General features: G+C 46.9%; 13 protein-coding genes and 1 riboswitch. Of the genes, 4 read left to right on the top strand and 9 right to left on the bottom strand.

Features of this window, described 5'->3' with window-relative positions:
• Positions 1–79 precede the first annotated feature (79 nt).
• Complete coding sequence (locus AC2TF5_RS04425) at positions 80–982, bottom strand: metallophosphoesterase (RefSeq protein WP_491301024.1); 903 nt, start codon at positions 980–982, stop codon at positions 80–82.
• A gap of 85 nt (positions 983–1,067) precedes the next feature.
• Here AC2TF5_RS04425 and AC2TF5_RS04420 point away from each other — a divergent pair, with 85 nt between their 5' ends.
• Positions 1,068–2,447: an aldehyde dehydrogenase gene (locus AC2TF5_RS04420; RefSeq protein WP_491301023.1), complete on the top strand. Its 1,380-nt coding sequence runs from the start codon at positions 1,068–1,070 to the stop codon at positions 2,445–2,447.
• Between the two features lie 465 nt (positions 2,448–2,912).
• On the opposite strand, the gene AC2TF5_RS04415 is transcribed toward AC2TF5_RS04420, so the two are convergent.
• The 4 genes from AC2TF5_RS04415 to AC2TF5_RS04400 all read right to left on the bottom strand — a co-directional run bounded on the left by AC2TF5_RS04415 (position 2,913) and on the right by AC2TF5_RS04400 (position 7,047).
• A complete protein-coding gene (locus AC2TF5_RS04415) occupies positions 2,913–3,719 on the bottom strand; it encodes an AAC(3) family N-acetyltransferase (RefSeq protein ID WP_491301022.1) in 807 nt (268 codons plus the stop codon).
• A gap of 120 nt (positions 3,720–3,839) precedes the next feature.
• A complete protein-coding gene (gene sdhB / locus AC2TF5_RS04410) occupies positions 3,840–4,604 on the bottom strand; it encodes a succinate dehydrogenase iron-sulfur subunit (RefSeq protein WP_491301021.1) in 765 nt (254 codons plus the stop codon).
• A 16-nt stretch (positions 4,605–4,620) separates the two neighbouring features.
• Positions 4,621–6,363 (bottom strand): succinate dehydrogenase flavoprotein subunit, encoded by a 1,743-nt coding sequence (gene sdhA / locus AC2TF5_RS04405; RefSeq protein WP_491301020.1) that lies wholly within the window; start codon positions 6,361–6,363, stop codon positions 4,621–4,623.
• A gap of 15 nt (positions 6,364–6,378) precedes the next feature.
• Positions 6,379–7,047 (bottom strand): succinate dehydrogenase cytochrome b558 subunit, encoded by a 669-nt coding sequence (locus AC2TF5_RS04400; protein WP_491301019.1) that lies wholly within the window; start codon positions 7,045–7,047, stop codon positions 6,379–6,381.
• A gap of 241 nt (positions 7,048–7,288) precedes the next feature.
• Here AC2TF5_RS04400 and AC2TF5_RS04395 point away from each other — a divergent pair, with 241 nt between their 5' ends.
• On the top strand, positions 7,289–8,200 hold the full coding sequence (locus tag AC2TF5_RS04395; protein ID WP_491301018.1) for a LysR family transcriptional regulator: 912 nt from the start codon (positions 7,289–7,291) through the stop codon (positions 8,198–8,200).
• 87 nt (positions 8,201–8,287) lie between these two features.
• Here AC2TF5_RS04395 and AC2TF5_RS04390 read toward each other — a convergent pair whose 3' ends face one another.
• Entirely contained in the window at positions 8,288–8,953 is a 666-nt protein-coding gene (locus tag AC2TF5_RS04390) for a potassium channel family protein (RefSeq protein WP_491301017.1), read from the bottom strand.
• Between the two features lie 16 nt (positions 8,954–8,969).
• Positions 8,970–10,313: a TrkH family potassium uptake protein gene (locus tag AC2TF5_RS04385; RefSeq protein WP_491301016.1), complete on the bottom strand. Its 1,344-nt coding sequence runs from the start codon at positions 10,311–10,313 to the stop codon at positions 8,970–8,972.
• A gap of 63 nt (positions 10,314–10,376) precedes the next feature.
• A riboswitch (cyclic di-AMP (ydaO/yuaA leader) is annotated at positions 10,377–10,519 on the bottom strand.
• Between the two features lie 271 nt (positions 10,520–10,790).
• Here AC2TF5_RS04385 and AC2TF5_RS04380 point away from each other — a divergent pair.
• Positions 10,791–12,467 (top strand): CPBP family intramembrane glutamic endopeptidase, encoded by a 1,677-nt coding sequence (locus AC2TF5_RS04380; protein ID WP_491301015.1) that lies wholly within the window; start codon positions 10,791–10,793, stop codon positions 12,465–12,467.
• Between the two features lie 32 nt (positions 12,468–12,499).
• Here the strand turns inward: AC2TF5_RS04380 and uvrC are convergent, their stop codons facing one another.
• Together uvrC and trxA are read right to left on the bottom strand one after the other, a co-directional pair.
• Positions 12,500–14,491 (bottom strand): excinuclease ABC subunit UvrC, encoded by a 1,992-nt coding sequence (gene uvrC, locus AC2TF5_RS04375; protein WP_491301014.1) that lies wholly within the window; start codon positions 14,489–14,491, stop codon positions 12,500–12,502.
• 111 nt (positions 14,492–14,602) lie between these two features.
• Positions 14,603–14,920: a thioredoxin gene (gene trxA, locus AC2TF5_RS04370; RefSeq protein ID WP_208917865.1), complete on the bottom strand. Its 318-nt coding sequence runs from the start codon at positions 14,918–14,920 to the stop codon at positions 14,603–14,605.
• A gap of 237 nt (positions 14,921–15,157) precedes the next feature.
• On the opposite strand from trxA, the gene AC2TF5_RS04365 reads away from it, so the two are divergent.
• On the top strand, positions 15,158–15,313 hold the full coding sequence (locus AC2TF5_RS04365; RefSeq protein ID WP_208917864.1) for a YqzM family protein: 156 nt from the start codon (positions 15,158–15,160) through the stop codon (positions 15,311–15,313).
• Positions 15,314–15,403 lie beyond the last annotated feature (90 nt).

The raw sequence follows: 15,403 nt of genomic DNA, 5'->3' as shown, positions 1-15,403 counted from the left end.
AGGTATATTTCAATTGTGTAACAAAAATTAGAACTTGCAAAATGCAACTCATATATTATCCTAATACTTCCTTCTTAGGTTATATCCTACCTTTTCTCAAAGTCAAGATTGTAAGCTCCGGCTTACACAGAAACCGGAAAGGCAGCCGGGTCGTTCCGATCCCTCTGTTTACATAGAGTGGCATATGTGAGTCTCCTGTCGTATACAATCCCATAACGTACTTTTTGGAGCCTGGGGGTGTAATAACCTCCCCGACCCATGGCAAACGGATCTGCCCACCATGACTGTGACCAGACAGCTGCAGATCAAAGCGATACTGGGCTACCCAATCGGCATAATCTGGCTCGTGCATCATGAGCAAGGTGTACATCTTCTCCGGGATTCCCTTTAGCGCCTTATCTGGATCAGGAGATCCTATCAACTGGTCATCCAACCCGGCGACAGCCATACGCCCTCCATTTCGTTTCAGTAGCACATGTTCGTTGCGCAGCACGGTAAACCCCGCTTTTTCCTGAAGCGAAATGAGCCGTCTCACATCGTCAAAATCATGGTTCCCCACAATGGACAGCACACCCAGAGGTGCCTTTAACGCAGAAAACGGATCGACAGCTTCTACCATGGCATCAACCGAACCGTCTACCATATCACCAGTAAAACAGATCAGATCAGGACGTTCCCGGTTGATGGCACTCACTATTTTTTTCACATCTTTGGCATCCGTCTGAAACCCTAGATGAAGGTCGCTGAAATGAGCAATTTTCATCCCGTCAAAAGCTTCTGGCAGCCGTTTCTGATGCAGCGTAATCCTATTGACCTCGAGCATTTTGGGCTCTAGCAGCGAAGCGTAGCCCCCAGCTGCAAGTCCCGCTCCAATCAGGACAGATGTACCCAGCTTTAGAAACTGCCGCCGGGTTAAGGTGTAAGGAGGCTTGTCTCCGACCTTTTGTTCCGAAACTTCCGTGAGGTCCGGATCATTTTTCATTTTGGAGCAGTCTCCTTTATAATCTATTAGAGAGCATCATTAACCATAGGTTTTACATATGGTAGAGAGAGGAGTTCGTTCACCTATGATCGTTAACGATTCTATTGAAGAATTAGTTCTAGACCATCGCCGTTTTTTCAAATCAGGAGCATCCAGGGATGTAAGTTTCCGCATCGAGCAGTTAAACAAACTGCGCAGTGCTTTAATTGCGAAGGAAGAAGAGGTTATAAGCGCGCTGCGTAAGGATTTAAATAAGAGTGAGCAGGAAGCATTCACAACTGAAATCGGTATTGTATATAAAGAGCTGTCCTACGTTATAAAAAATATCCGCAAATGGGCAAAACCCCGTCGGGTAAAAACCGCACTGACACACGTCGGAAGCCGGGGAAAAATTCACCCTGAGCCGTACGGTACCGTTCTTATAATCGCTCCATGGAATTATCCTTGGCAGCTCGCTATGGCTCCGCTGATCGGGGCATTGGCAGCAGGCAACACAGCCATTATTAAACCATCAGAGCTGACACCTACCGTTTCCGGTGTTATCACGTCTCTTATCAAGGAGACCTTCCCTGAGCAGTATGTAGCGGTTGTAGAAGGCGGCCCGGATACGAGTACCCGTTTGCTGGAACAACCGATGGATTATATTTTTTTCACAGGCAGTACCCAAGTCGGCAAAATCGTCATGCAGGCAGCCGCCAAAAATCTCATTCCTGTCACATTGGAGCTTGGCGGCAAAAGCCCTTGCATCGTTCATGAAGATGCCCCGCTGGAACTGACCGCAAAGCGTATCATATTCGGTAAATTTACCAACGCGGGACAGACCTGTATTGCTCCAGATTACCTGTTGGTGCATCACAGTGTAAAGGAACAGCTTTTGGGCCATATGAGGGAAGCGATCACCGATTTTTACGGCGATTCTCCCCTTTCTAATTCGGATTATGGCCAGATCGTATCAGAGAAGCATTTTCATCGTCTCTCTGATTTCCTGAATAACGGATCCATCCGTCATGGTGGCAAAAGTGATGCAGGCAAGCTGCTTATTGAACCTACCCTACTGGATGATATCACTTGGGACATGCCGGTCATGCAGGAAGAAATATTCGGCCCGATTTTCCCTATATTAACTTACGATCATCTGGATGAAGTGATTGCCGCGGTCAATGCTAGACCCAAGCCGCTTGCCCTTTATCTGTTTAGCAAGGACTCTGGTGTTCAGAACAAAATTCTGTCCAACATTTCCTTCGGCGGAGGATGTGTTAATGATACACTTATGCATCTGGCTACGCCTCACCTTCCATTCGGAGGCGTGGGTGAAAGTGGAATAGGCGCCTATCACGGCGAACACAGCTTTCAAACCTTCTCACATATGAAAAGTGTCCTGCGACAGACGAATATGTTCGACTTTTCTTTCCGCTATCCCGGCAAGAATGGGCTGAATCTGCTGCGTAAACTGATGAAGCCTTAAACGATTGGGTGTCCGAGCTGATCGCCAAGCAGATCATGATATATTGAATGGAGAAACCTTTTCCTTCGCAATGTGGTAGCTCGTTACTTCCATTTTGCCAAAGGAAGGGTTTCTTTTTTGCCTCGTCACCAAAGTTAGTGCTTGACGATTATTAAATTGATTAGGTTACAAGTACGCTTGATAAATTTATTGATATATCTAACGTCTCAATGGGTTGCTACTATGATCAAACATGATATAAGTGATTAGTAATTTTGTATGTTATACAACATTGGGCGAGCAAAATGCTCGAGCCCGCTGATATTGTTGTAGATTCTACAACAATCCCATTTGGGAAGAGGTAAATAACTGATTTTCTATCCCCTATTGTTGTATTGCATGCAACAATCTGTTCTTCATCGCTGGATCACGGAATAAAGTCGCACTTTATACAACTTTCACTGCTAGATTATATGAGTATTTATATCATGCCTTCCGATTCGCCTCTATCCACTTCACAGCATAATCAACCATGATGCGCTGCTGTGCAAGTACACAGGTGCTGTTATGCACGCTCCCCCGGGTATAGCCATCAGGACAATCGCGTTCAAAATCAGCCCCTGCTTGTTCAAAATCATCCGAATCAAAATTGATGTCGCTGAATTCCTCCCATACCGTTCTGCCGCCTTCTCTTCTTACCGGAGCATTTGCTGTTATTTTCTGCTTTCCTTGCCAAGTTCCCCGATACTCCGCCAGATGAAAGGATGTATTATTCTCATAGCTCGTTCCAAGCATTAACACATAAGCTCCCAGTTCATAAAGCTTAGCAAGAGGCGAATGTTCCCCCAAACTGTCAGACAGTGGATGTGATTGTGTGACAGCCTCCGCATTTTTACCTCTTGCCGCAAAAGATACATGTGGATGGGCGCTCCTAAGAACATCCGACTGTCTCCGGAACGTTTCTGGAATTTGACCCATACCTGTTGTGAGCGTGAAATTTTTATCATAGGGCGGCATGGAATCCCGAATCAGCTGCCACCACTTGGGGTCTGCGGGAGGATTCCTCCATGTAGATGGGTCGGTCAAGTTAGCGGACTGCGTTGGCATAACCAATGTTCCTTCATCCCCCAGCACCTCCTCCAAGGCCATAATGACTGCTTCTGCCCCACCAACAATCCATCCTCCCACACTCTTTAAAGAAGAGTGAACCAATAGCGTCATACCGGGTTTAACTCCAAGACTTCTTAGATCATTCGCGATTTCTTCAATAGTCACTGGTTTTTCAACAATCATGATTTTCTCTCCTCGTTCAAAACTTAATCGATAAAGTCCTAATATAACATTTCGTACGAAAAAAGAGCACTTGTCCTCTTTCCACCAGTGGACAAATGCTCTTCATAATCATCAGTGTTCCTATACACCCAACCAGCGTTTGAACAGATGTTTGGTCGTATCTTTATTCATCTCGGCAATGGATGTTGTCAATGGAATGCCTTTAGGACAGGAACGTACACAGTTTTGCGAGTTACCGCATCCTTCAATGCCTCCGTCCTCCATCAGTGCATCCAGGCGTTCTTCCTTGTTCATCTCGCCTGTTGGATGGGTGTTAAAGAGACGAACTTGCGAGATGGCTGCCGGACCGATAAAATCAGTCTTCTCGTTGACGTTCGGGCATGCCTCAAGGCATACACCGCATGTCATACATTTAGACAGCTCATAAGCCCACTGGCGTTTCTTCTCAGGCATCCGCGGTCCAGGACCGAGATCATAGGTGCCGTCAATCGGAATCCAGGCTTTGACCTTCTTAAGCGCCGTAAACATCCGGCTGCGGTCAATAATCAGATCGCGCACGACCGGAAAAGTCTTCATCGGTTGAATTCGAATCGGCTGTTCCAGCTTATCGATGAGCGCAGCACAAGCCTGACGCGGCTTGCCGTTAATTACCATGGAGCATGCACCGCAAACTTCCTCGAGGCAGTTGGAATCCCAACATACCGGAGTAGTCGACTGACCTTGAGCATTTTTCGGATTACGCTGAATTTCCATCAATGCACTAATTACGTTCATGCCGGGGCGGTACGGAAGTTCGAATTCCTCAGTGTAGGCTTTCGTCTCCGGGCTGTCCTGGCGGGTAATTAAAAATTTGACGTTCTTCGAGGCTGCTGTGGTTTGAGCCATTGTCAAATCCCCCTTCTTACTTTTCTTTCGAATAGTCGCGAATACGTGGTGGGATCAAGGAAACATCCACTTCTTCATACGAAATCTGTGGTCCGTCCGGTGTCCAGGTCGCTTTCGTTGTCTTCAAAAACTCCTCGTCATTACGATCTGGGAAGTCAGGCTTGTAGTGAGCTCCACGGCTCTCGTTACGCAGAAGCGCTCCAAGAGTCATCGCCTCAGCAAGCTCAAGCATGTTCCACAACTGCCGGGTAAACGCCGCCCCCTGGTTGTTCCAGCGGGAAGTATCCGTCATGTTGATTTTTTTATAACGCTGCTTCAGCTCTTTAATCTTGCCAATTGTCGCTTCCAGCTTGTCATTGTAGCGAACAACGGTCATATTGTTGGTCATCCATTCGCCCAGCTCTTTATGCAGTACATAAGCGTTCTCTGTTCCTTGCATTTTCAAGAGGCCATCGAATTTAGCTGATTGCTCTTTCGCAGCCCGATCAAAAATAGCGGACGAAACATCCTGAGACGATTTTTTCAATCCTTTAACATACTCAATTGCTTTCGGTCCGGCTACCATACCGCCATAGATGGCGGATACGAGAGAGTTAGCACCCAATCGATTGGCACCGTGATATTGGTACTCACATTCTCCGGCAGCAAACAAGCCAGGAATATTCGTCATCTGATTGTAATCAACCCACATACCGCCCATGGAGTAATGGACTCCCGGGAAGATTTTCATAGGAATCTTACGCGGGTCATCACCCATAAACTTCTCATAAATTTCGATAATGCCGCCGAGTTTTACGTCGAGTTCCTTAGGGTCTTTGTGGGAAAGATCCAGATACACCATGTTCTCTCCGTTAATTCCTAGTCCCTGATCGACGCAAACGTTAAATATTTCCCGTGTCGCAATATCCCGCGGCACCAGGTTACCATAAGCAGGATACTTCTCTTCAAGGAAGTACCAAGGTTTCCCGTCCTTATACGTCCAGATGCGGCCGCCTTCACCACGCGCGGATTCAGACATGAGGCGCAGCTTATCATCGCCCGGGATTGCTGTCGGATGGATCTGAATGAATTCTCCGTTCGCGTAATGCACACCTTGCTGATACACAGCGCTCGCTGCAGTACCGGTGTTAATAACGGAATTCGTCGTCTTACCAAAAACAATACCTGGGCCACCACTCGCCAGAATAACCGCGTCGCCCGGAAATGTACGGATTTCCATCGAACGCAGGTCTTGAGCTGAAATACCGCGGCATACGCCTTCATCATCAATAACAGCGTTCAGGAACTCCCAATTCTCGTACTTAGTTACTAGACCAGCTGTTTCCCAGCGTCGAACCTGCTCATCAAGCGCGTACAGAAGCTGCTGGCCTGTCGTAGCACCTGCATATGCTGTACGGTGATGTTTCGTACCACCAAATCGACGGAAATCGAGCAGCCCTTCCGGCGTCCGGTTAAACATAACCCCCATCCGGTCCATCAGATGAATAATGCCTGGTGCTGCATCACACATCGCTTTAACTGGTGGCTGGTTTGCCAAAAAGTCACCGCCGTATACGCTATCATCAAAATGTTCCCAAGGAGAGTCGCCTTCCCCTTTTGTGTTAACGGCTCCGTTAATACCGCCCTGTGCGCACACGGAGTGGGAACGTTTAACAGGTACCAGTGAGAATAAATGAACGTGAGCTCCAGCTTCAGCTGCCTTGATGGTCGCCATCAAACCAGCTAATCCACCGCCCACCACAATAATGTTAGATGCCATTTCTGTTCACTCCCCTTAGCTCAAAACTGTTTTAAACACATCAATAAAAGCTGTCGCCGCCTCGAACTCGGAGTTCTTGAATGCGGTCAAGGCAAGAATAAACAATACACTCATAAGAACGAACAAACCCATGCAGATGTATGAGGATACACGCTGCGCACGCGGACCAACCGTAATACCCCAGCTAACGAGGAATGCCCACAGTCCGTTCGCGAAGTGGAAAGTTGCCGAGATAACCCCGATCACATACAGTACAAACAGGATTGGAGTGTTAACAATACCATGCATAACTGCACCTAACTCATCGTGTGTGATCTTGCCAAGAGCGATCTGAAAACGTGTATCGTACATATGCCAGATGATAAATACAAACGTAATAACGCCGGTAATCCGCTGCAAAGTAAAGCGAATGTTCCGCTCAAAGTTGTAGTTGCCGATGTTGTTATTTGCTTGATAGGCGATGTACAAACCGTAAACGCCGTGATACAGAAGCGGCAGCCAAATCAGGAGCAGCTCCAGGAAAAATATGAGCGGTAGGCCGTTAATAAATTGGACACCTTTATCAAAGCCTTCCTTTCCACTATCAAAAGCCTTAAAGTTGGTGATCATATGAGTGAGCAAGAAGGCTCCAAGCGGTATGATACCAAGCAAAGAATGCAGCTTTCTGGAATAATACCCTTTCATAAGTTGACGTTCCCCTTTCCAATGTGTAGCGTTTTCATTAAGTCTCATCATAATTCATCAACCACATACTATCTACGCGTTAAACGCATTCAACGACAAAATGTCCCGCATTTCGTTTATTCTGTGAACATCTTGTGTCATATTTCATGTTACTCCTTTTTCTCTTATAATGGAATTGCAATATAATTATTAATCGTTATAATTTATACGCATAAGCTATTCATTTAGGATGTGAAAAATATTGTTCGAAGAATTGGACGTGTTCGCAGTCGTCGTTGAGCAGTCAAGCTTAAACAAAGCTTCCAAGCTGCTGAACCTTTCCCAGCCTGCCCTTTCCCGCAAAATCGCCAAACTCGAAGACGAACTTGGCGTTCAGCTCTTTAATCGGCGTGGAAAACGTCTGGAGCTTACTTCTATCGGTCAGCTTGCCTACACCTATGCTCTGGAACAACGCCAGCAGCAGTTGAAATTCATGCAGACACTCGCACATTATCGTGTGGAAGATCAGATTACAATCTCACTTGGAGCCAGCCTGACAACGCTTCAGACTACGCTGCCCCCGCTGATAAATGCCTTCATGGAACGTCATCCTACAGCCGAGATTAAACTAATCACAGGCAAGACACATGAAATCGTGTCATCCGTCCGTGACAAAAGAGTGGAAGTTGGCATCGTTGCTTCTTCCATTAATCAGCCTGGCCTTAACTGCATTCCGCTGTTCGACGATCATCTTGAACTCGTACTGCCGATTTCACATCCTTTGGCTGAGAGCCAAGAGGTCGGAATCGAACAGCTACAAGGCTTGCCGATGATCATCTTCTCAACAGGTACCTGGTACCGGAAGCTGACCGATGATCTGTTTCACCGCTGGGGGATCATGCCGGACATCCGCATGGAGATCGACTCTTTCGAAGCGATTGTGCGTCTCATTCCCACCTGTAAAGCGGCCGCACTCCTTCCCAAGTCCTATCTCCGACCTCAGCTGCTGTCGGATAACGGACTTGTTGACATCCACATTCCCGCTCTAATTGAGACCCGGCGAACGACCAGTCTCATTTATGGAAATCCCTCCGAGCTCAGCAATGCCGCCAGTCGTTGGATTGCCGAGACTGAAACATTGTTCCGCAAGCTTGAAGAGGACAAAAGCCAATAACCTGACCGAGAGAAATACGTCAGGTTATTGGCTTTATATGCCGATGATATACCGGCTATTGAATATAGATAGATAAATCCTTCGTTTCTACATATTTACGACTTCGCCCTCAAAGCGATCGATGTTCTCTTTTGCTCCTATAACAACCATAATATCGCCTGCACGCAAAATATCCATCGCCGTCGGGGCCACTATCACACCCGAACGTTGATTCAATGCCACAACACTGATCCCGTAACGGACACGGGTATTCAGTTCATTAAGTGTCTTGCCATCCATGCAGTCCGTCACCGTCATTTCCACGATCCGGTAGTCCTTGGACAGTTCGATGTAATCCAGAAGATTCGGCGTAACAAGTTGATGCGCAACTCGTATTCCCATATCTCTCTCCGGAAAAATAACCCGATCAACACCCAGTTTTTCCAACGCCCGGCCGTGCAATACGGATATTGCCTTGGCAACGACTGTGGCTACACCCAATTCCTTCAGAATAATTGCCGCCAAAATACTCGTCTGGATCTCGTCACCTATTGCTACAATGCCGCAATCAAAGTTCCGTATTCCGAGTGACTTGAGTACTTCTTCATCCGTCGCATCGGCAACTACGGTATGGGTGAGGAACTCACTCATGTCCTCGACCACTTCTTCATCCCGGTCGATTCCGAGTACCTCATAACCTAAATCCATCAGTTCAAGCGCCAGACTTGATCCGAATCGCCCTAGCCCTATTACCGCAAACTGCTTTGGTTTCATTTCTCTGCCAATCTCCTTATCCAATAATCATTTTTCCTTCTGGATGACGATACAATTCCTTACCCTTTTTAGGGCCTAAAGCATATGCAAGCGTTAGAGGCCCAAGACGCCCCGCAAACATCGTAATGCTGATCAGAAGCTTTCCGAATAATGACAAGTGGGGTGTTAATCCCATGGTCAGCCCCACGGTGCCGAATGCGGACGTTGCCTCGAACAGTATAGAGAGGAAACTACTGTCCTCTGTCGTTGACAGAATCATCGATACCGATATCACCAGTAGCAGTGCAAGCAGCGTAATGGTCAGCGCTTTAAGAACCCGTTCCTGAACCAGCCGGTACCGGAATAGCACAATCTCATCCCGCCCCCGCATCATTGCTATAACGGCAGCGATCATCATCGTGAATGTCGTCGTTTTAATCCCGCCCCCCGTTGATCCCGGGGAAGCTCCGATAAACATCAGAATAACCATGAAAAACTGTGTGGCCTGACGCAAACCGGTTATATCGAGCGTATTAGCTCCTGCCGTTCTCGGTGTGACCGATTGAAAGAAGGAGCCAAGAATTTTTCCACCCCAATTCAGCGATCCTAATGTTTTTGGATTCGTGAATTCAAATATGAATATGACAACTGCCCCTATCAAAATAAGCGCGCCTGTCATGGACAAAACCACCTTGGAATGCAATGACAGCCTGCGGTTTTTTTTATAATCAACCAGATCAGCCATGACAATAAATCCAATTCCTCCGGATACGATCAAGAACATAACTACAAAATTGACTAATGGATCATACACGTACCCGGTCAAGCTTCCAAAATGACCGAACAGATCAAATCCCGCATTATTAAACATCGTTACTGCATGAAATATTCCGTAGTACAAAGCTTTCCCGAAAGGCATATCAAATGCCCAGCGAAGGGTCAGTAGTAGTGCTCCACTAGCTTCAATCACCAAGGAATACAGCAGAACCCTGCGGATCAGTCGGACGATCCCCTCCATCGATGACTGATTCATCGCTTCCTGCAGGACAAGACGATCTTTTAATGAAATACGGCGCTTTAATGCAAGCGCAAATAGCGTGGCCATGGTCATGAAACCCAAACCGCCTATCTGTATCAGTAGCATGATGACTACCTGTCCGAATGAACTGAAGAATGTCCCCGTATCCACCACCACAAGACCGGTAACACAGGTCGCGGATGTCGCAGTGAATAAGGCATCCATAAAGTTCAGCGGTTCCCCTGTCGTGTTGGCAATCGGCAGCATTAGGAGCAAGGTTCCAATCGTGATAATTCCTCCGAACCCCATAACAAGAATCTGCGGCGGCGACAAGCGGAGCCAAAATAATTTGGAAGTCAACATATTCACCTCTTTAAAAAAAGTCAAAGAAAAAAAGACACTGGAAATCCAATGCCTTACGCGTTTGGGTTCCTGTGCTGCAGCCTACGAGGTTAGCTGACGGATTCGGGCATATCACAGGTCGCCCTATTCACTGCTATACAGCAGAGAAATTCACCCCAATTAAATGGTTCCCCCATTTTCGTTACGAAATTCGGCTGATCTATTAACATGATGTGATTATAACGCAATATCCTTAGGAACCCAAAGCCGATTTTAACGTAAATTAACTTAAAAAAGAGCGGAATTGGGCATATTCAAGAGTAGTAGCACATGGTTTTCTGAGGTTTTCGAAATCTTTCCTTCGTTTTCATCGTATCTTTCATAATTTTGAATGGGATAACCCGTTTGTTGCTTTCATATCTATGTTATATTGATTTATGTTTCCATGAAAGAAACGTTTCAAACGATTTCTAACCCCTATTACCAAGGAGGAATGACATGAATAAAGCAGGACAGCCCCTTAAACTTCAGTCGAACAAAAAACCTTTAATGGTGCTCGGGGCAATCGGCCTGATTCTGTTTCTAATTTTTCAGGTATTTCCGTCTACTGCCTCTGACACGCTAGAGGTAAAAACTCCCGAGTTAATCACCAAAAAGGCAGCGGCAGAAGCCGCCGAACGCTTCGTACAGGAACAGTTGCAGTACAACATCGCACCAGGTAAAGAACCTCTCGTTACATACCAATCCCGATCTGATGTATACGGATACCTATCCAAAGAAAAGTTGCTGACCGAATATAACAAAAAGTTCGAAAGCAAGTATCCTTATGATGTTTATCGCGTAAGGTTTGATCAAGGTGATGGGACAGCTTTAAATGTGGATGTACATATGCAGAACGCGGGTATCGCCGGTTTTTCCTTTGATATGGTCGGCTCTAGTTACAAAGGGGCCATGCTGCAGATGGGTGGCGTACGAAAGCAGATGCTCCTGATGATCGAAGGCGACATGTCACTAGCCGAGAAGGAGGCGCTTGCTGCACCTTGGCTTCACCGAGCGGGTTATGATACGTCCAAGCTTGAACGAATTACTGGCGAAGGGGAACCTGGTCTGAAATATGAGGACCCGGAAGCTAAGATCGGAGACTCTCGTCTTCAGCTGAACTTCTCCTTTGAAGACCGCCAACTACGTTCGTACGAGCCTGTATTTTCCGTTCCTAGTGCTCATACCGCCTATGTGGAGAAGCAGACGCTTAACGCTACCTTGCTTACAATGCTGGGCTACGGATTGTTTACACTCGTTTTGGGTATTCTGGCAATCGTCTACAGCGTAAAAACCAAAGCTCACACTTCATTTAAAAGAGGTATTTTCCTTGCTTTGCTATTGTTTGTTATTCAAATGCTGAACACTTATAACCTACTGCCGGTCTTTAAAGCAGACGGAATGAGCGATGCCAGCATTAAGGGTATCCTGATCTTTTATGCGGTCTACTCCATCGTATTCTCAGCCCTGCTCTACTTCTCACTCGTTGGAGGGAACGGATTATGGCGTAAGGAAGAGGGATTAAATCCATGGCCACGTGCCAAAGAACCCGGGTATGGCGTATACGTGCTGGAAAGCATGAAACTCGGGTATTTGTGGGCTTGCATTCTGCTTGGTGTACAGTCCCTGATCTTTATCGCGCTGGGTCTTACGCTCAACACCTGGTCTACAACAGATGCCTCACAATCACCTTTTAACATGTTGTACCCATGGCTGTTTCCGTTGATGGCCTGGTTTGCAGGTATATCGGAAGAGGCTGTCTACCGTCTGTTCGGTATTAAAATGGTTAAAAAAATCGTTCGTAACACGTTCGTGGCCAGCCTCATCACCTCGATCATCTGGGCTCTCGGTCACACCTTGTATCCGATCTATCCGGTCATATCAAGACCGATTGAGCTAGTCATCATCGGGCTTCTGTTCAGTTTCATCTTCTTGCGTTACGGATACATGGCCGCCGTATTCGCGCATGTGGTGTTCAACAGCATTCTAATGGGCTTCAGTCTCATGATGATGAACGATCCGGTTAACTTATGGATGGGGATCTTCTACATTATTTTGCCAGCCATCGTCGGTTACGTGATCTATAAATTCAATACACCCAAAATAAAAAAAGAAACGGCTTATCCGTCCACATAGGACGGAGGCCGTTTCTCTTTGTTCCAACAACATTACGACTCCTCATCACGCAGTGCGCTTAAAATCTCTTTGGCAAGTTTATCGCCTATAGACAGAGGCCGGAAGTCATCAATACTGGCCTCTTTAATCTTTTTGACAGATCCAAAATGCTTCAGGAGCATCTTACGCCGTTTCTCTCCGATTCCTGGAATTGAATCCAGCTTCGAGGTAACCATCGATTTCCCCCGCTGATCTCGGTGGAAAGATATCGCGAACCGGTGAACCTCATCCTGTATGCGCTGGAGCAAATAAAACTCCTGACTGTCACGAGGCAGCGACACAGGCTCCGGCGGATCACCCACCATCAGTTGAGCCGTCTTATGCTTAGCATCCTTAACAAGTCCGCAGACTGGAATGAACAGACCGAGCTCATTCTCCAGCACATCCACGGCTGCAGAAATTTGGCCTTTGCCTCCGTCCACTACGATCAAATCGGGCATAGGCAGATTTTCCTTAAGCACCCGCTCATACCGCCTCCGTATAACCTCTCGCATCGTCTCATAGTCGTCTGGCCCCTGCACGGATCGGATTTTATACTTCCGGTATTCCTTCTTGTCCGGCTTACCGTTAATAAACACAACCATGGCAGAGACCGGGTTCGTCCCCTGTATGTTCGAGTTATCAAACGCTTCGATCCGGTGCAGCGTGTCGAGACCGATTACCTCGCCTAAGTTAGCAGCAGCAATCGACGTCCGCTCTTCATCCCGTTCAATTAGCCGAAACTTCTCATCCAGCGATACTTTGGCATTTTGCGAGGCCATCCCGATCATTTGGCGCTTCAAGCCCCGTTGCGGCACGTGCACCTTCACACCGATCCACTCCTGCAGAGCTGCAGCACCACCGGCAGCGTCCACGCTTCCTGCTCCTTCACCGAGGTAATCGCCAGCTTTATCGGAAGCCTCAGTAGCCGGAACAGAATCTAGCTGCATAGCTTCGTCGTCCTGTGGATCCATCTCTTTCATTTCTGCTTCAGCCGAAGGGGCAACTGCCTCTGCAGAAGCCGCATCATCGACTGAAGGGCCTGGCAGAAGTATTTCCTGAGGCAGAGCCGGATTGTCACTGTAATACTGTGCCACAAATGACATGAAGTCACTGTACGCCTCTCCGTAGTAAGGGAACACGGATGCGTTTCGCTGAACCATTTTACCCTGGCGCATATATAGAATTTGCACACACATCCAGCCTTTATCGACTGAAAACCCAAATACATCCCGGTCCTTCGTATCGGCAGTAGTAATCTTCTGCTTCTCCATAATGGCATCGATATGCATGATTTGATCCCGAAGCTCTTTGGCACGCTCGAAGTACAGCTCTTCGGCTGCCTCCTGCATTTTTCGCTGCAGTTCTTTTTTCACTTCTTCATGTCCACCGCTTAGAAAAGAGCTGATTTCACGTGTAATTTCCTCGTAAGCCGATTGAGGCACCTCTTTCACACACGGAGCCATACACTGGCCCATGTGGTAGTACAGACACACCTCTTTCGGCATTACCCCACACTTTCGAAGCGGATACATACGGTCGAGGAGCTTTTTGGTCTGATGGGCTGCATAACCGTTCGGATAAGGTCCAAAATATTTTGCTTTATCTTTAAGCACCCGCCGCGTTACTTCTAGCCGGGGATGCGCTTCATTCGTAATCTTTAGGTATGGATACGTTTTGTCATCCTTGAGCAGCACATTATAACGCGGCTGGTGTGTCTTGATCAGGTTACATTCCAGAATCAAGGCTTCCATGTTACTGCCCGTAACGATGTATTCAAAATCGCGGATTTCAGAAACAAGCCGCTGGGTTTTCCCATCATGGCTGCCTGTAAAATAGGAACGCACCCGATTCTTGAGAACCTTGGCCTTACCTACATATATAATCGTGCCTTCCCCGTTCTTCATCAGGTAACAGCCCGGCAGATCGGGCAGAAGAGCCAGCTTATTACGGATATTCTCCATCGCCTTTTCCTGTTCCTGAAGCTTCTTCGCGAAATCTTCCATCCTTCTACTCCTCTCCAGGGAGATTATGATTCAAAACCACACAAAGCGCCTCCGGTCCGAAACCGAAGGCGCTGTATGGGTACACGTACATCCTATATAATAGATGCTTGCTTACTGATGTTTGGCAATAATGCCTTTCAAAGCTTCTTTGGAGTTCAGACCGACAACTTTATCAACAGGCTGGCCGTCTTTAAAGAAGATCAGTGTTGGGATACTCATCACGCCGAAACGGGAAGCAGATTCAGGATTTTCATCTACGTTCACCTTTGCGATTTTCACATCATCGCCGAGTTCTTGGGACAATTCGTCCAGAATCGGAGCAAGCATTTTACAAGGACCGCACCAAGGCGCCCAAAAATCAACTACAACCGTTCCTTGACCTTCTACTTCATTAGTAAAAGTCTGGTCGGATACATTGACGATAGCCATGAGTTTCTCCTCCTTATAGGAAAGTCACATTATGTGCTTAGAATATTATGTCTAAGCCGACCACTATAGTATACCACATCCATATAAACAAAGTGAAATAGACGTATCATGCAGAATGGAATGTCCAACCATTCTTTACAAATGATTTACCCATTGGGTATACTACAAATAATGAACCCGGTGATAATGTCAAGGAAATGAATCACACGGCAGTTCACCTTTAGAGGAGGCAGGCCCATGGATGTTAACGTGCGCGCAGTGGATCCTCGGGAGCATATCAACGAAGAACCTCGTAATGATTTTGGCGATTTGATGATGGGTTTCACGGGCATGTTTGGCTTTATGTTCGTCATCTTCTTCGCTATGGTTATTATCAAGTTCCTCGTTGGCTAAATGCTCTGCTGAGCACGTAATAAGAAACGGTGCGATCCTTTAATGGAACCCACCGTTTGCGCAAGTTGAAACGCCGTCGTCCTTCTCAAA

It is taken from the genome of Paenibacillus sp. JNUCC 34, from assembly GCF_058269055.1.
This window is presented reverse-complemented; position numbering and strand designations above follow the sequence as displayed.